General features: G+C 65.0%; 13 protein-coding genes. 4 read left to right on the top strand and 9 right to left on the bottom strand.

Annotated features, from left to right (window positions below):
• Positions 1–419 precede the first annotated feature (419 nt).
• The 3 genes from C1878_RS12980 to C1878_RS12970 all read left to right on the top strand — a co-directional run bounded on the left by C1878_RS12980 (position 420) and on the right by C1878_RS12970 (position 2,493).
• The gene (locus C1878_RS12980) at positions 420–1,205 is read left to right on the top strand and encodes an enoyl-CoA hydratase/isomerase family protein (protein ID WP_114602044.1); all 786 of its coding nucleotides are present in this window, start codon (positions 420–422) and stop codon (positions 1,203–1,205) included.
• A 200-nt stretch (positions 1,206–1,405) separates the two neighbouring features.
• The gene (locus C1878_RS12975; RefSeq protein ID WP_114602043.1) at positions 1,406–1,972 is read left to right on the top strand and encodes an AAA family ATPase; all 567 of its coding nucleotides are present in this window, start codon (positions 1,406–1,408) and stop codon (positions 1,970–1,972) included.
• Between the two features lie 5 nt (positions 1,973–1,977).
• On the top strand, positions 1,978–2,493 hold the full coding sequence (locus C1878_RS12970; RefSeq protein WP_114602042.1) for a GrpB family protein: 516 nt from the start codon (positions 1,978–1,980) through the stop codon (positions 2,491–2,493).
• Positions 2,494–2,663: 170 nt separating this feature from the next.
• Here C1878_RS12970 and C1878_RS12965 read toward each other — a convergent pair whose 3' ends face one another.
• From C1878_RS12965 to C1878_RS12930, 8 genes are all read right to left on the bottom strand, one after another.
• Positions 2,664–3,953 (bottom strand): hypothetical protein, encoded by a 1,290-nt coding sequence (locus C1878_RS12965; RefSeq protein ID WP_114602041.1) that lies wholly within the window; start codon positions 3,951–3,953, stop codon positions 2,664–2,666.
• A gap of 82 nt (positions 3,954–4,035) precedes the next feature.
• Entirely contained in the window at positions 4,036–5,445 is a 1,410-nt protein-coding gene (locus C1878_RS12960) for an MFS transporter (protein WP_241963741.1), read from the bottom strand.
• A gap of 356 nt (positions 5,446–5,801) precedes the next feature.
• A complete protein-coding gene (locus tag C1878_RS12955; protein WP_114602040.1) occupies positions 5,802–6,674 on the bottom strand; it encodes a MaoC/PaaZ C-terminal domain-containing protein in 873 nt (290 codons plus the stop codon).
• Between the two features lie 132 nt (positions 6,675–6,806).
• Complete coding sequence (caiC, locus tag C1878_RS12950) at positions 6,807–8,411, bottom strand: crotonobetaine/carnitine-CoA ligase (protein WP_241963740.1); 1,605 nt, start codon at positions 8,409–8,411, stop codon at positions 6,807–6,809.
• Positions 8,412–8,592: 181 nt separating this feature from the next.
• The gene (caiB, locus tag C1878_RS12945) at positions 8,593–9,804 is read right to left on the bottom strand and encodes an L-carnitine CoA-transferase (RefSeq protein ID WP_114602038.1); all 1,212 of its coding nucleotides are present in this window, start codon (positions 9,802–9,804) and stop codon (positions 8,593–8,595) included.
• Positions 9,805–10,042: 238 nt separating this feature from the next.
• A complete protein-coding gene (gene caiA, locus C1878_RS12940) occupies positions 10,043–11,194 on the bottom strand; it encodes a crotonobetainyl-CoA dehydrogenase (RefSeq protein WP_114602037.1) in 1,152 nt (383 codons plus the stop codon).
• 124 nt (positions 11,195–11,318) lie between these two features.
• Positions 11,319–12,314, bottom strand: coding sequence for an acetyl esterase (gene aes / locus C1878_RS12935; RefSeq protein ID WP_114602036.1), 996 nt, complete (start codon positions 12,312–12,314; stop codon positions 11,319–11,321).
• 48 nt (positions 12,315–12,362) lie between these two features.
• Positions 12,363–13,685: an MFS transporter gene (locus C1878_RS12930; RefSeq protein ID WP_114602035.1), complete on the bottom strand. Its 1,323-nt coding sequence runs from the start codon at positions 13,683–13,685 to the stop codon at positions 12,363–12,365.
• A 302-nt stretch (positions 13,686–13,987) separates the two neighbouring features.
• Between C1878_RS12930 and C1878_RS12925 the strand changes: the two genes are divergently transcribed.
• A complete protein-coding gene (locus C1878_RS12925; RefSeq protein ID WP_114602034.1) occupies positions 13,988–15,451 on the top strand; it encodes a helix-turn-helix transcriptional regulator in 1,464 nt (487 codons plus the stop codon).
• Between the two features lie 128 nt (positions 15,452–15,579).
• Here the strand turns inward: C1878_RS12925 and C1878_RS12920 are convergent, their stop codons facing one another.
• Positions 15,580–17,064: an aldehyde dehydrogenase family protein gene (locus tag C1878_RS12920; RefSeq protein WP_114602033.1), complete on the bottom strand. Its 1,485-nt coding sequence runs from the start codon at positions 17,062–17,064 to the stop codon at positions 15,580–15,582.
• Positions 17,065–17,331 lie beyond the last annotated feature (267 nt).

Below are 17,331 nucleotides of genomic sequence, written 5' to 3'. Positions count from 1 at the left end.
CCCCGTCCTGAGAGTTGGCCGGCGCGCTCCGTCTCAATAGGCCCTATCGCAGGGCTCGCGTCAGCATGCCCTGCTTCTCTAGGAAAGCGTGAAAAGATGAGTTGACAAAACTATAGAAACACCCCCCGCTCGAACGCTGCGAGGCCCATGCGGCGCAAGGTGGAAAGCCCCTCCCCCGCATCGCCAAAGCACGTGGTGACGCCGCTACTTATTTTCTTGCGATGCCGCGTTTTTGAGTATCGGGGAATTACCGCGCGCCTTGCGATGCGCGCCTTGCGCGCGAGGCGCATCATGGACGGCAGTTCGCCGGGCGGGCGAAACGCACGACGGCCTTCCCCCGAGCTGCAACCGGGACGAGGGCCGAACCAGCCTCACGCCAGCCCGGCATCCACGCAGGTTCAAACAATCAAGGAGGAGCAATGGCAGATTACTTCGGCACCGACACCGTCGTATCCGAACTTCGCGAGGACGGCTTGCTGATCATACGCATCAACCGTCCCGAGGTGGCGAACGCGCTCAACGGCGCGACCTCCAAGGCCATGGAGAACATCATGAACAACGCCGAGACCGATCCCGCGGTGCGCGCGATCATCGTCACCGGCACCGGCAAGGTGTTCTGCGCCGGCGAGGACCTCTCCGAGCTCTCCGAGGGCGGCGAGTGCCAGACCGTGACCGAGCACGGCTTCGGCGGCCTGACCGCGCGCCTGTGCTCCAAGCCCGTGATCGCGGCCTGCAACGGCTCCGCGGCCGGCGGCGGCATGGAGATCGCCCTGTCCTGCGATATGGTGGTGGCCTCCGAGCGCGCCAAGTTCGGCTGCACCGAGGTGGGCCTGGGCATCATCGCCTCCACCGGCGGCCTCGTGCGTCTCGCCCGAGATATCAACCGCAAGGACTGCATGGAGCTTTTGCTCACCGGCAAGAAGATCAAGGCCGACGAGGCCAAGGCGCTGGGCCTGATCAACTACGTTGTGCCGGTCGAAGAGGTCATGGACAAGGCCATCGAGCTGGCCGAGGATTGTCTGAAGAACGCGCCTTTGGCCCTGAAGTGGACGAAGTACATCGTGCACGCCGCCGACCAGATGTCCGAAGAGGACGCCATGCGCTACAGCGACGCTGCCTACCGCTTCCTGGAGAAGACCGCCGACGGCATCGAGGGCCCGGCCGCCTTCGTCGAGAAGCGCACGCCGAACTGGATCGGCAAGTAGCCTCCCGCTAACCCATCCGCAGGCCGCGATCGGCCCGAACCCAAGCCCCCGGGTCATCACCAACCCGGGGGCTTCGCTTTTGTTCAGCCGCGCGAAAGCATCCGTCAAGGCGAAAGGGCGGCTCGCCCTTCCCAGCAACCGAAGTTCCCGTATACTGTCGACATCGAGGAAACGAGCCGAATCGGACGAAGGACGCAGCCGTGAGCAAGGTCCTGCACATCTTCGGAGCCTCGGGCTCTGGAACGACTACCTTGGGGGAAGCGATAAGCGAAGCCTACGACTGCCACTTCATCGATGTGGACGACTGCTACTGGCTCCCAACCGATCCCCCCTTCCGACGCAAAAGGCCACGGGAAGAGCGCTTGGCGATGATCGTCGAGAGCATTGACTCGCATAAGCGCAGCGTTGTCAGCGGATCGCTTTGCGGATGGGGCGATTCCCTTATTCCCCGGTTCGATGCCGCCGTGCGCATTGAGGCGAACACGTCCGTTAGGATCGACCGCCTCGAGAGACGGGAGCGATGCAGGTTCGGATCCCGCATCGACGCCGGCGGGGACATGTACGCAGCTCATCGAGATTTCATCGCCTGGGCGAAGAGCTACGACACAGCCGACGAGACCGTTCGAGGAAAAGCCCTGCACGACACTTGGCAGAAATTGCTTTGCTGCCCCCTTGCCGTTGTGGACGGAGCCCGAGACACGACCTGCATTCTGCACGATTTGAAAGCGCTTCTCGGGCATTTGTTCACGTCCGCACCAACCAGATGAGGGCAATGATGGCGCATAGGATCATCCTTGAGAAATACAACCCCGCTTGGCCTGCCGAGTTTGAAAAGATCAAACGTGAGCTTGATAGCGTCTTGGGGAGCACGGCGCTCGCTATCGAGCACGTTGGCTCGACATCTGTGCCAGGCCTTGTCGCCAAGCCGATCATCGACATCGACGTCGTTATCGATGGATGCTTCGACGAGACGAGGCGCATTCTCGAAAGCGCGGGATATCGCCATGAGGGGAATCTGGGCATCGAAGGCCGAGAGGCCTTCTCGTATGATGTAAAAGCGCATCTGATGAAACACCATCTTTACGTTTGCGACATGCGCAGCGCCGAGCTCCAACGGCACCTCTCATTTCGCAACCTGCTCAGGGCCAACGAGACGGCACGGAACGAATATGCGCGCGTCAAGCAGGCGGCTGCTGCGCTGCATCCCCATGACGTCGACGCCTATACTTCGAGCAAGGGCCCTTTCGTGGAAAATGCCTTGAGCAGCATTCCGCCCTCCTGGCGATAAATCGCTTGCACGAAAGGCCCGATTTGGCGGAAACGACAGCGCGGCAATTTTTGAGCGCTGAAGCGTGCCGGCCGAGGCGAGAAAGCGCCCGTGTGGAAAGCGGGCTTGCTTTTCTAACAACATGATTGCCAATACTGCGCCTTGCGACGACTTCGATGCAGCCCTCCCCTCTACCGGTCCTCCAACTCCCCCGTCAGGCGCTCTTTCCAGGTGAGCTTGCGCGGGGCGAACGGCGACGGCAGGGGCACGTCGGCGCCGATGGAGCGCAGGGCTATGTCCCAGAGCGTGCGACGGCCGCCGAAGTACAGGTAGCGCTTCTCCAGTTCGGGCAGCGCGGCCTCGTCCACGGAGCCCTCGCGGGCGAATCCGTCGAGGATTGCGTCGCTTTCGCGCTTCGCCTTCGCCTTGCGGTAGGCCACCACGGCGTTCGCCACGAACACGCCCACGGTGTAGGGCAGCACGAACGCCTTCACGAGCGCCACGAGGTCGTCCGCACGATAGCCCGAAAGCGAGGCGGCCTGGCTGCTCAGCACGCCCGCGTCGATGGCGCCCGCCAGCTGCCCGCCCCCGCTTTCCGCCGCCCAACGCTGCACGTCGACCACCCATGCACCCGCGAACACGATGGCGGCGCCCGAGAACACGACCGCCGCCAGCCCCAGGCCCTTGAACCAGCGCGCGACGCTGGCCATCCAGTAGTACGGCACGGTGTAGGCGTACAGCAGCAGCAACAGCGCCGCGAACACGATGGAGCCGCCAATGACCACGGCGTCCTGCTGCACGAAGTAGTTGGTGGCCGAGCCCAGCACGCGCTGCACGTCGTACACCCAGGAGAAGCCGTCGGCGATCATCGTGTCGGCCGACAGGCCGAGCGCCGCCACGATGCGCATGCCCCAGGACAGAAGCACGCTCAGCAGGGCCACGATCACGAAAAACGCCGGAAGCGTGACCGCGACGCTGGCCAGACCCCGCGCAAGCCCGCTGTCAAAGCGCAGCGCCACATAGTAGAACAGAAGGAAGCCGCCGAGCAGCACCGCCGCGAAGCCGAGGTACAGCACGACCGAACCGGCGAGCTCCGTTCCTGGAACGAGGGCGACCGCCACGCGGAAAGCGAGCAGCGCGACCGCGAGACCCACCACGGAGACGCAGCCCAGCACCCAGGCGCGCTGCAACCGGTCGGCCTCGGTGTCGAGGTGCGCGGTGCCGCCCTCGCTTGCCAGCTTCACGAATTCCAAGCGGTGGATGCGCCGGGACACGCGCACGGCCTTCCAGGCGAAAGCGACGGCGAAGGGCGCGAACAGCGCGAGGCCCGCCCCTGCGGGCAGCGCGAAGCACAAGGCCGCGAGCAGCACGAGGGGCACGCCCCACCGGTAGGCGCTCCCGAACGGCCTCGCGGCCCATTCCCGCAAGCGCGCGGCCGCGGCGCGCGCCGCTCGCTCGATATCGTGGACGATTCCCATCATGCGTCCAGTGTAGGGTTGCGCGGCGAAACGGACAAGCAACGGGTCTCCAACCGCCCCGTTGGCGGCGGGGCCGGCACAGCCTCTACAGCGAGCTCGTCTCGTCGAGGGACTTGCCGCGCGTCTCGGGCGCCATGAACACCGACAGCACGAGGCCCAGCAGCACGAGGCCCGCCGCCACGAGCATGGTGGGCCCCACGCCGAACGCGGCCAGGAACAGGGGCGTTCCATAGGTGGCCACCACGGTGCCGATGCGCGAGAACGCGATGGCGATGCCCACCGCCGAGGCGCGCACCTCCGTGGGGAACAGCTCGTTGGGATAGAGCCACTGCAGGATGCCCGGACCGCCGCTGAAGAACGCGTACAGGCCGAACGCGATCACCACCACGAACACGGGCGCGTCGGGGAACAGCCCCAGGATCACCAGGCCCACGGCCATGAGCGCGAGCGAGCGGATGAGCAGCGGCCGGCGCCCCATGGAGTTCAGCCAGAACATGGCCGGGATGGAGCCGATAAGGAAGAATAGGCTGACCACGCTCTCGCCGAGGATGGCCTCGTGCCCCGCCCCCAGGCCGAAGGCGGTCATGATCTCGGGGCCGAACGTGTAGATGGCGTACATGGGCGCCACCTGGCAAAGGGTGAGGATGCCCAGGAACACGATGCGCTTGAGGTAGCCGCCGCGGAATATCTGGAGCACCGACATCTTCTTCGCGTTCGCATCGGGCTGCTCGATCTCCACGTCCATGCCGTAAACCCGCTCCATCACGGCGTGCGCCTCCTCGGTGCGCCCCTTCTGTATGAGCCACAGAGGCGACTCGGGAACCCCGCTGCGCCCGACGAGCAGGAAGATGCAGACGGGGATGGGCGATGCCAGCATCCACTTCCAGCCGTCGTCGAAACTGTAGAGCGCGTACCCCACGACGGCGGCCACCGTGGCGCCCAGGTACCATGCCGCCGACACGATGCCCATGTTGATGGAACGGCTCTTCTTGGGGGCGAACTCCGCGATGAGCGAGGTGGCTATCGGGTAGTCGGCGCCGATGAACATGCCGATGAAGAAGCGCGCTGCCACGAGCTCCCAGGGGGCCTGGGCGAACACGCTCCACAGCGAGAACAGGCAGATGGCCACGACGTCGGCGATGAACATCTTGCGCCGGCCGATGCGGTCGGTGACGTAGCCGCCCAGGATAGTGCCGAAGAAGATGCCCACGAGCACCGACGCGCCGATGAGGGCGCTCTGCTCGGTTGAGAGCGAGAAGGCGGGCACGATCTGCGTGAGCGCCACGCCGATGAGCGAGAGCACGTAGCCGTCGAGGAACGCGCCGCCGCTCGCGAAGAACGTGATCTTGCGCAGGAAGGGCGTCATGGACACGTCGTCGAGCGTCTTCTTCACGACGCGCTTCGTGGCGCCGACCACCTCCTCGCCGATCTGCTTCGCGTCGGTTGCCGCGGGAGGGCTTGCCACCTGCGTGAGTCCTTTTACGTTCTCGATCATGGTGTTACCGCCTTAAGTCTCGTGATGTGAGACCCCGGTTCGCGGGGTCTCGCGGGGGCAGCCGCAGCCAGCAGGCCGCCCCTACGGGGATCGCCTGACGCGTACGAGCGCCAGCGCCTTGCCGATTGTCATCCTGAGCGGAGGCGGCGAAGCCGTCGGAGTCGAAGGATCTTCGATTACGGAAAGGGTTCCATCCTCGAAGATCCTTCGACTCCGGCCTGCGGCCTCCGCTCAGGATGACAAGCCGGAGCCCGCTCCCCGCCATGCTGAGCAAGCGGAGCGAGGCGAGGGATCTCCAACCGGGAGAATCCCTCAGCGTCGATTCGTTCCGCCGTTCGGCAGAACGGCGGAATCAACTACTCCCAGGTGCAGATGCCGAAGTTCAGGTGGGGCTTGGCACCCGTCTCGTCCACGTCGGCGTCGACCAGCTGGAAGCGGATCTCGTTCTCGCCCACCTTCCACATGCGGGTCTGCAGCGTGGTGCCCGGCAGCACCGGCGAGGTGATGCGGGTCTTGAAGCGCTTCATGCGCTCCGGATCGCCCGGGAAGAACGAGCTGATGATATGGCGCATCGTGAAGCCGCCCAGGCTCACGCCGTGCGCGATGGGGCGCGCGAGGCCGGTCTGCTCGGTGTAGGCGAAGTCGATGTGCTGCTGGTGCCAATCGCCCATGAGGCGGTAGATCAGCGGCATGTTGAGCGGCATGGTCTCCTCCACCACGGCGTCGGGCGCGCGGTCGGGCATCTCGACGATGTCCTTCGGGGGCTTGGGGCCTCCCCAGCCGCCGTCGTAGATGCACACGTCCCAGGTCTCGGTCTCGCACAAGAGCGTGCCGTCGGAGGAGAAGGAGCGCCCGGTCTGCTTCGACAGGCACCCGCGGCCCTCGCCGCGGTCGTACAGCGCATCCTGGGTGACGAACGTCTCGATGCGGTCGTTCATCTTGAAGGGCGCGTGCAGCTTGATCTCGAAGCCGTAGTGCAGCGAGCCGTCGTAGTTGTAACCGTAGTCCAGCGTGCGCGTCATCTCCTCGTGCACGGTCAGCGGCACGCCGAAGATGGGCAGCACCTTGAGGTCGGGGTTCGCCGCGTCATACTCGTTGACGTACTCCAGGTCGGTCTTGCCGTCGTAGCCCGCGTTGCAGCCGAGGGCGCAGATCTCCAGGTCCTTGAACGTGTACTCCCGCACGAACGGCCCGAACTCCTTGCCCACGATTTCTGTGCTGATTGCCATATTCCGTCTCCTTATCTCCCAGGCACCTAAAGGGTGCCTATTCACCAGGATCACTCGTACGTCCCCGCATCAGAACCTCTGCCGCATTCGCCGAAGGTCGGCCGCAGCCGACGCCCGCGGCCATCCCGCAGGTCACTTCAACAACCGCTTTTCTATCTTCATCGAACAGGTGCGCGGGAAGCTGTCCACGATCTCCACGTACGAGGGAACCTTGAACCCCGCCATATGCTCCTCGCAGAAGGCCAGCACCTCCTCCTCGGTGATACGCGCGCCGGAAACCGGCAGCACGAACGCCTTCACAGCCTGGTCGCGGATGGGGTCGGGCACGCCGATGACGGCGGCTTCGGCGATGCGCGGATGGTCGACCAGGACGTTCTCCAACTCAGTGGTGGAGATGTTCTCCCCCGCCCGCTTGATCATGTTCACCTTGCGGTCGACGAAGAAGAACCAGCCGTGCTCGTCCACGTAGCCCTTGTCGCCGGTTTTCAGCCAGCCGTCCTCCGTGAACGTGCGGGCCGTGGCCTCCGGATCGCCCCAGTACTCCTTCATGATGGTGCGTCCGCGCACGCCGCGCACCTGGATCTCGCCGATCTCGCCCGGCGCGCCCTCCGCACCGTCCTCTCGCATGATGCGCACCTCGTAGCCCAAGCCCGCGCGCCCCACCGACGGCCAGCGCCGCGGACCGGCGGGAGGATCGGTGAGCACCCAGCCGACGGACTCGGTGGACCCGTACGTGTTCATGAGCGACACGCCGAAGCGTCGTTCGAACGCCTCCTTCTCGGCGTCGGACACCGGCAGGAAGTAGAGTATCTCGCGCAGCGCGTGGTTGCGGTCGTCGGGCGATTCGGGCTGCAGCATGAGCGTGCGCAGCATCATGGCGACGCACTGCGTGACCGTCGCCTTGAACTCGCGGATCTGCGACCAGAAGCGGCTGGCGCTGTACTTCTCAACCACGATGAGCGCAGCTCCCGCCGTGAGCACAGGCATGAGAGCGGCCAGCTGGAAGTTGGAATGGCAGGCCGGCATGGTGGTGAGCAGGCGGTCATTTTTCGTGAGCGTGACCTCCCAGTCGCCGTACAGGCCGCTGAACAGAAGATTCGCGTGCGAGAGCACCACGCCTTTCGGGCGCGAGGTGGTGCCCGACGTGAAGATGATCTCGGCCGGGTCGTCGGCGCAGAGGGGGCGCGCCTCGTCGAGCACGGCCGCCGCCGCGACGCGCAACCGCGAGAAGTCGTGCAGCGACTCCTCGCCTCCGAGGGCGGCGCGCGCCTCGTCGACGCCTTCGACGCTATCGTCGTCGGTTCGTGCGACCAGCACGCCCTTGGGCAGGTGCGGGCCGCTGCCGCGCACGGCGCGGTACAGGTCGAGGAACTTCGGCTCCACGACAGCGCACGAGGCCTCGGTGCGCCCGAGCACGTACGCGGCCTCCTCCACGAGGTACTGCTCGTTCATGGGAACCATGACGGCGCCGATCTTCGCAAGGCCGAACAGGCACATCATGAACTCGGGGCACGTGCACAGCTGCACGGCCACGCGCTCGCCCGCCTGCACGCCCATGGAGAGGAACACGTTGGCCGTGCGGTCTATCTCCTCGTTGAACGTGCAGTACGTGTACGTGCACGTCGAACCCGTCCGATCGCGGAAGAGGAGGAACTCGCGATCGCCGCATGCGGCCACGAGGCCGTCCCACAGGCTGCGCACCGTTTCGTTTCCCACGATGTCGGTCAATCGTCTCATCCTTTCGCGCTCCAGCGCAGATTCGCTACTGGTTCTCGAACCGTTCATTCTGTCATCCTGAGCGGAGGCAGCGAAGCCACCGCAGTCGAAGGATCCCGTTTGGCGACAGCCGTGGCGCTTCCCGCTGGCGCCGCACGGGATCCTTCGACTCGCTTCGCTCGCTCAGGATGACACCATGCAGCTAGCCAACCTTCACGACGCCGGCCTCGGCCAGCTCGTCGATCTGCTCCTGCGTGTAGCCCAGCTTCGTCAGCACGTCGACGGTGTCGCCGCCCTGGTTCGGCATGGGACGCCAGATCTGGCCGGGGTTGTTCTTGAACTTCGGGAACACGCCCAGGCCCTTGAACTCCTGGCCGTCGGCCGTCTCCCAGCTCTGCCACACGCCGCGCTCCTTGAGGTGCTCTTCGGCCACCAGGTCCTCGAACTCCATGACCACCTGCACGGCGATGCGGTGCGCCGCGAAGTCCTCCTCGATGTCGTACTTCGAACGCTCGAGGCAGTAGGCGTCGAACGCCGCCTCGATCTCCTGCGCATGCGGGTTGGACAGCCACAGGCCGCTCGTGTCTTCGGGGATGTCCTCGGTGCCCCACAGGTGTCCCAAGCCGATGGCCTCGAGGAAGTACTTGTTCTGGTCGACGCCGTACAGGCAGATGCCCAGGAAGCCGTCCTTGCACTTGTACTCGCCGATGCCGCACAGGTTCTGGTTGCGCGCGCCGGGACGGGGCCACTTGATGCCCTCGTTCAGGTAGTCCACCAGGTAGTACTGGCCGATGGACAGCAGCGTCTCGTACATGGCCAGGTCGATGGACTCGCCCTTGCCCGTCTTGGCGGCACGGTAGAGCGCGGCCAGCGACGAGGAGGCGATCATGAGCGTGTTGAAGTAGTCGCCGGCGTAGGGGCCCGGGTTCATGGGCTGCTCCTGCGTGCCGTTCTGGCTCATGTAGCCGGAGTACGCCATGACGGTGAGGTCGTAGGCGGCGCGCTTGACCATCTTCGGATCGCCCGTCTGGCCGAAGCCGGACACGTGCACGATGACGAGCCTGGGGTTGATCTCCCAGAGCACCTCGTCGGTCACGCCGTGCTTGGCGTAGGTGCCGCCCTTGGAGGCCTCCATGAAGATGTCGGCGTCCTTGATCATCTCGAACAGGATCTTCTTGCCCTCGTCCGAGAAGTAGTTCAGCGAGACGGAGCGCTGGTTGCGGCGCTCGGCCTGCTTGACGTAGGGGGTGTCGCGGATGGTGTCGCCCGCGCCGGTGTTCTCGAGCCAGGTGACGTCGGCTCCCCAGTCGGCGAGCAGGTCGCACGCCTTCGGGCACGCGAGCTCGACGGCCGAGTAGACGACCTTCACGCCGTCGAGGGGGCCGTAGGACGGCTTTTCGGTGGGAAGTGCCATGGTGTTTCCTCCTTGGTCGATAATGGTAGTTATCATCCTGAGCGGAGCGCGACATGCGCCCCCAAGCTGTCATCCTGAGCGGAGCGCGCAGCGCGGAGTCGAAGGATCCCGTTTGACGTGAGCCGTGGGATTCCCTGCTGGCGCCGCGCGGGATCCTTCGACTTCGGCCTACGGCCTTCGCTCAGGATGACAGGCGGGACCTTCGATCGCTCAGGACGACATCGGGATGACGGCTTGCTTACTTCTGCTTGTACTTGATGGAGGCGCCCTTGGAGGTAGCCAGGATCATCATCTCGTCGGTGCCGCCGGAGACGCGGTCGACGCGCAGGTCGCGCCAGATGCGGTTGATGCGGTGCTCGCTGGCCACCGCGATGCCGCCCATGATCTGCATGGCGTCGTCCGTCACCTCGAACGCGGCGTTGGCGCAGTAGTACTTGCACATGGCGGCCGCGGCCGGGTCGAAGCTGCCGCCGTTGTTGTCGGCGTTCCAAGCGGCCTCGTACAGCATGTTCTTCATGTTCGTGAGCTTGATGCACATGTCGGTTATCTTGATCTGGTTCAGCTGGAAGCGGCTGATGGGCTTGCCGAAGGCGATGCGGGTGTTCGCGTGCGCCATGGCGTCCTCGAACGCGCTGATGGCGGTGCCGTAGTCGCAGGCGCCCACGAGCCAGCGCTCGAAGTTGAAGTCGGACACGCCGCGCATGAAGCCGTTGCCCTCCTTGCCGAAGATGTCCTTCTCCTCCAGCTCCACGTTGTCCATGTACACCTCGCAGCAGCTGTCCATGCGCAGGCCCAGCTTCGTGAGGGGCGAGAGCTTCACGCCCGGCTTGGACATGTCGAGGAAGAACTCGGTGAACATGCTCTCGTCATCGGCGTTCTTCGCCATGATGACCAGGTACTTCACGCCCGCGGACGACGTGATGAACGTCTTGGTGCCGTTGAGGTAGATCTTGCCGTTCTCGCGCTTGTACGTGGTGGCCAAAGCCCCCACGTCGGAGCCGGCGCCCGGCTCGGTGCAGGCGGAGTTCCAGATCTGCTCGCCGGAGCCCAGCGTGGACAGCACGGCCTCGATCTGCTCCTGGGTGCCCTCGCGGATGACGGTCTCGAAGCCGGGCAGCTGGTAGAGCACGTAGGTGGGGGCGCCGTACTTGCCCAGGATCTCGTACACGGCCATGAGCGTCACGCAGGGCTGCTCCAGGCCCAACCCGCCGTGGCTCTCGGGCAGCATGATCTGGTCGAAGCCCAGTTCGCACAGGCCCTTGACCCAGCGCAGCGGGTACTCGTGCTTCTCGTCGCACTCGTGGAAGTAGGTCTCCCAGTTCTCGCTCTCCATGTACTCGCGGTAGCTGTCGACGATGAGCTCCTGCTCGTCAGTCAGTTTGAAATCCATGGTGCCAACCTTTCCTTGTCGGATATCGGCGCGGCTTCTCCGCCGCGCCGCCTTGCCTGTCGTTATGGCCGTTTCGGGCACCGTCGCCCGGGGAGGCCCTCCCCTCGTGCGCCGAAGGGCGCGGTTAGAGCCCCAGCTGCTGGCGGTAGAACGTCGCGGCGTGCTCCAGCGCGTCGTTCGCCTCGTCGAGCATCTTGGTGTAGTGCAGAAACGCGTGGATGACCCCTTCGAACACCTCGTAGCGCACCGGCGTGCCGTACTGCTCCAGAATGGCCGCGAGCGTGGCCGAGTCGTCGCGCAGCGGGTCGAACTCCGCCGCCGCGACGTAGCACGCCGGCACGTCGCGCGTGAGGTCGTTCAGGAACAGGTTCGCGTAGCGCGCCCGGGCGAGCTCGGCGGGATCCTCGGCGTACAGGCCCAGGTACCACTGCCAGTCTTCTTCGGTGAGCCCGTCCCACGCACCGCCCAGAAGGCGCATGGAGGACGAGTCCGTAAGGCCGAACCAGCCGTAGAACAGCAGCAGACACTTCACGAAACCGCTGCCGCCGCGCTCCTCGCGCAAATACAGCGTGGCCGCCAGCCCCAGGTGAGCGCCGCCCGAGTCGCCGGCGAAGGCCAGGCGGTCGCCGTCGATGCCGTAGGCGGCGCCCTGCGCGTGCAGGTGCTCCGCCACGGCCGCGACCTCCTCGACCGCGCTCGGGTACTTGGCCTCGGGCGACAGGCGGTAGTCCACGGCCGTCACCACGGCGCCGGTCCTGTCGGCCAGGATGCGGCAGATGCGGTCGTGCGTGTCCAGGTTGCCCAGCACGAACCCGCCGCCGTGCGCGTAGACGACGCCGGGGGTGGCGGGCTCGCCCGCCGCGCGGCCCGCGGCGGCGTCTTGGGTGGGATAGTAGTACCGCACCGGGATGTCGCCGTGAGGACCGCGCACCGAACCGTCATGCGTCTCGGCCATGGCCGGGCCGCCCTCGGTCCAGTACGCGCGTCCGGCCACGTAGTTCTCGCGCATCTGAACGAACCCCGCGCTCGTGTCGTTCGCGTCGCCTGCCAGCTCGTCCTCGCGAGCCAGCACGGCCTTCATCTGCGGGTTGATCTTCGCCAGCACGTCGAGCTTGTTCATGGTCGCATCCTTTCCGCGTGAGGGTTTCCGAACCGGTTCGCCGAAGCCTTACGCCTTGGCGGAGGACGGGTCGGCCTCGATCGCCGGGGCGGCGCTCTCGGCGGCCAGGTTCTTCTTCATGGCGCGGCGCGTCATGACCAGGCAGGCGCAGCCGAGCACGGCGAACACGATGAGGACGACGAAGATGGTGTTGAAGGCGTCGGCGCCCTGGGCGTCGATCATGCCGCCGAACCAGGTGTGCACGAACACGTCGGGCATGAAGCCGACCACCGACAGGATGCCGGAGGCGGTGCCGAAGATGCCCATGGGAACCTTGGCCTCCGTGAGCGGCGAGGAGCCGATAGAGAAGGCGCCGTAGGTGACGAAGCCGAGCACGACCACCAGCACGGCGACGGCGATGACCATGGCCTCGGTGCGCGGCAGGATCATGAAGCAGGCCAGCACGACCGCGCTCGCGGCGAAGAACAGCAGAATAGACTTGGAGGGGCTCTTGAGCTTGTCGGCGAAGAAGCCGGCCACAGGACCGGCCACGAGGCCGATGCCGTAGGTGCGGATGAGGCCCACGATGGACACGATGGCGACCGGGGCGGCGAAGCTCATGGTCATGAACGGCGTGGTGTAGGTGACGCCCTGGTACACGGCGTACACGAAGAAGTACGCGAGGCAGGCCCAGATGACGCCGGGGTGCTTGATGGCCTGGACGACCTCGCCGAGGCTGAACATCTTGGCGTCCTTGTTGATCTCGCCCTTGAAGTTCGGGATGAAGATGAAGGAAGCCACGGCCAGAAGCGCGATGAGCACGCCCAGGAACACGAGCAGCACCTGGATGCCCTCGGAGGGGATGGGGATGGCGGAGATGATGGCCGTGTTGATGAAGCCGATCACGAGGCCCGCGGCGCCGTAGATGGAGTAGCTGATGCCGATCTTGGAGGCGTACTCGTCCTCGGCGCAGCACAGGCGCACGATCTTGAAGCGCGTGCCCCACCAGATGAGGATGGACGTGATGCCGAAGCCCACGAACAGCACGTACATCATGGTGAGCGACGGGAGCATCGCGTACACGAACGTGAGCAGCGCGGTGCCGCCGAAGCCCACCCACGACAGCGTGCGCATGCGGATCTTGTCGGCGATGATGCCGGAGGGCAGGTAGCAGACGACCGCCGCGATGGCGTAGCAGGACACGAGCGCGCCCAAGTCGGCGTTGGTCACGCCGAGGCCCTCCATGAGGGGCTCGTAGAACACGTTCTTCAGGTAGATGGGCGTGTAGATGATGGAGGATCCCATCGACACGAGGATGAGGAGGAACCACTTGTGGATCCCCGTGAGGTCCTTGTAGGTGACATCCCCCTTGCTTTTGGCAAGCAACGACATTGCGCTTTCCTTTCTCCTTGCAGTTGTCCGGCCCCTGCCGACCGCCGACGGCTTGTTCTCGACGGTGGGCGGCAGGTTCCGGGCCGATGAGCGCATTCTGTTCGCGAGACGTGTTTTTGCCATCGCAAATTCTCCGTGAACAGCCGAATACTTACTTTTTTGCGAGGCGTTACCGTAGAATTGGTGATAGGTTCTCACTATGAGTAGGCGAGGTGCCCCGCCGTCGCGCACCGGCGGTTCGGGCAGGTAGACAGCATCATCATCATCCATCGCACAACCGAGAACGAAGGGTGGGCGCGTCCATGGCGAACCAAGCGGAGGATCTCAAGGGTCGAGGCACGAAGCCGGCAGCGTCGTTAGCGTCCCTCGCGGCGCGTCCTGCGGCGAAGTACGTGGGTTTCGCGCTGCTTTTGGCATGGCACTACGCGCTGTGGTTCACGCCGCACGTGTTCGCGCATACCGAGTTGCTTGACGAGCGCGTTACCATCTCGTGGCTCGTGAACCTGGGCGCCACGGTGCTGTTCCTGTTCCTCATCGCGCTCTTGCTGGGACGCAAGCGGCACCTCTCGTCGTTCCGCTGGCTCGGCTACGTCGCGCCCGTGTTCATCGCCGCCGCCACCCTCGTGCTGTGCGTGGCGCCGTTCTCGCTCACCGTGCCCGGCGTGGCCTACCTGCTGTCGTTTCTTTTGGGCGGGGCGGAAGCCGTGATGTGGATACTCTGGGGCGAGCGCTACGCATGCGTGAAGGCCAACTTCTCCATCAAGCACATCGGCACCGTGTTCGGCTTCACGTTGCTCGCCTGCGTGGGCTTGGCTCTGGCCCTGCCGCCCGTGGTTTCGACCGCGTTCGTGGCGGTGCTGCCGCTTGCCTCCGGCGGCCTTTTGACGCTGGCCCGGCGCGACGGCGCGCACTCGTTCCCGCCGCTGCTGCCTAAGAACGCCGCGCACGGCGGCTTCAAGAGCATGGTGGTGGTGTGCGGCATCTCGTTCGTGGCCTCCGTGGCCGCCTACTTCCTGGCGGCCGTCATACCGTGGGAGGAACTGCCCACCCGCGACGTCAGCTTCACGTTCGGCATCCTGGGCGGCGCCGCGCTCATGCTGGGCATAGCCGCCATCTGCATCGCATCCAAGGACAAGGTGAACATATTCAAGCTCTACCCCTGGCTGCTCGTGTTCGAGATCGTGGCGTTCTCGCTGTTCCTGGCAGACGGCGCGCTGTACTTCCCCGCCTTCATCATGGCTGTGGGCATATCGTCCATCTTCGAGATACTGCTCATCATGTACTTCGGCATCCTGACGTCGAAGGGCTACAACACCCCGGCGCTCGCCTTCAGCTTCTCGGGCGGCTTCGTGCGCGCGGGCATAGCCGTGGGCAACACGCTGGCCGTGGCCTACGAGCACGCGCCCGCCCTGGCCCAGGCCGTGACGCCCGAGACGTGCCTCGCGTTCATCTGCGTGCTGGCGGCGCTGCTCATACCGCTCGTGCGCCAGGAGTTCAGCATCCTCGCACTCACGGCCGCTCCGCCCTCGAAGGCCGAGGTGGACGAGATCTGCATCGAGGTGGCCAAGGAGTTCTCGCTGTCGGCGCGCGAGCGCGAGATACTGGAGCTCATCGCGCGCGGCTACACCACGAACACGATATCCGTGAAGCTGGTCATATCGCCCTACACGGTGAACACCCACATCCGCCATATCTACGAGAAGATGCAGATACACAAGCGCAGCGAGCTTTTGAACTACATCAACATGCAGCGCAGCGACTTCTAGGCGGTCGCCGCGAAAGGCGAGGCGTCTCGAAAGGAATCTTACCGTTCACCCCAAACGTGAAGAACGGGGCGCTATTGCGCCCCGTTCTTCATCAAAATCTTTTACGTCGGCCTATCTATTACGCCAGCCTACTTGTCGGGATAGAACCCGCTCGGCTCCTCGCCCAGGTTGATCATGATGTTCTTCGTCTGGGTGTAATGCTCGAGCATGATCTTGTGCGTCTCACGGCCGATGCCGGATTCCTTGTAGCCGCCGAACGGCGCACCCGACGGAATCTGATTGTAGGTGTTCACCCACATGCGGCCCGTGCGCACGCCCTGCGACACGCGGAACGCGCGGTTGATGTCGCGGGTCCACACGGCGCCGCCCAAACCGTACACCGAGTCGTTCGCCAGGTCGATGACCTCTTGCTCGTCGGAGAACTTGATGACCACGGCCACCGGCCCGAAGATCTCCTCCTGCGCCACGCGGCAGGAGTTGTTCGGCACCTCGATGAGCGTCGGCTTCATGAACGCGCCCTTGGCGAGCTCGCCTTCCGTGAGACGCTCGCCGCCGCAGAGCACCTTGCCGCCTTCCTGCTTGGCGATGTCCACGTACTCGAGTATCTTGTTGAGCTGGTTCTGATCGACCTGGGAGCCCATCTGGGTGTCGTCCTCCCACGGCAAGCCGACCTTCACGTTGCCGAACACGCGGCACGCGTCCTCGACGAACTTGTCGTAGATGCTCTCATGCACGAAGATGCGGCTGCCGGCACAGCACACCTGGCCCTGGTTGAACAGAATGCCCAGCTGAATGCCGTCCAGCATCATGTCCCACTTGCAGTCGGGGAAGATGATGTTCGCGGATTTGCCGCCCAGCTCCAGCGTGGCCGGGATCAGGCGCTCGGCCGCCGCGCGGGCCACGTCGCGGCCCACTTCGGTGGAGCCGGTGAACGCGAGCTTGCTGATCTTCGGATTGTCGAGGATGTACTGGCCCGACTTCGAACCGCGACCCGTGACGACGTTGAACACGCCGGCCGGGATGATGTCCTCGGTGAGCTTGGCCAGCTCGAGCACCGTGAGAGAGGTGGTGGAAGAGGGCTTGAACACCGTGCAGTCGCCGGCGGCGAGCACGGGGGCGAGCTTCCAGGCGGCCATGAGGAACGGGAAGTTCCACGGCACGATCTGGCCGACGACGCCGATGGGCTCGTGCAGCACGAGCGACATCATGTTGCCGGGCAGCATGTCGGCCTCGCCCGTGTCGGCCAGCAGCACGCCGGCGAAGTAGCGGAAGTGGTCGACGGAGTACGCGATGTCGATGGCACGCGTCTCGCGGATGGGCTTGCCGTTGTCGAGCGACTCCAAAAGCGCGAGCTTCTCGGCGTTCGCCTCGATGACGTCGGCGACCTTGTTCAGGATGATGGCGCGCTGGGCCTTGTCGGTCTTGCCCCAGGTTTCGAAGGCCTTCCACGCCGCGTCGACCGCGCGGTCGACGTCATCCTTCGTCGCGTCGGCGATGGTGGAGAGCTGCTCGCCGTTGGCCGGGCAGAACACGTCGATCGTGCCGCCGTCCGAGGCGTCGACCCACTTGCCGTCGATATAGAGCTGATAGGATTTCTGAGCGGGATTTTCCATTCGTGCATCCTTTCATCCGGCGACGGCCGCGCCGTCACCCCCAACCTCGCGGCCAACCCGACCGCTGCCGTCAGCATACCGCGCGCCTCCCCTGTCTGTCAGTCGTTGTTTTGTGGAAACCCGTCAACGGTCGGGAAACGCTGTCGGCGCAGTAACAATTCAAAGCGGATCGTTGGGAATTCGCTTTGCCGACGTGGAGCCCCGTCCCAAACCGAGGCGGGCGTCGAATCTGCGACGCCCGCCTCGGTTGCACTGCACGATATGACG

This window comes from Gordonibacter sp. 28C (assembly GCF_003339845.1).
GTDB lineage: Bacteria > Actinomycetota > Coriobacteriia > Coriobacteriales > Eggerthellaceae > Gordonibacter.
The sequence above is the reverse complement of the archived record's forward strand: the minus strand, read 5'-3'. Positions and strand labels throughout refer to the sequence as shown.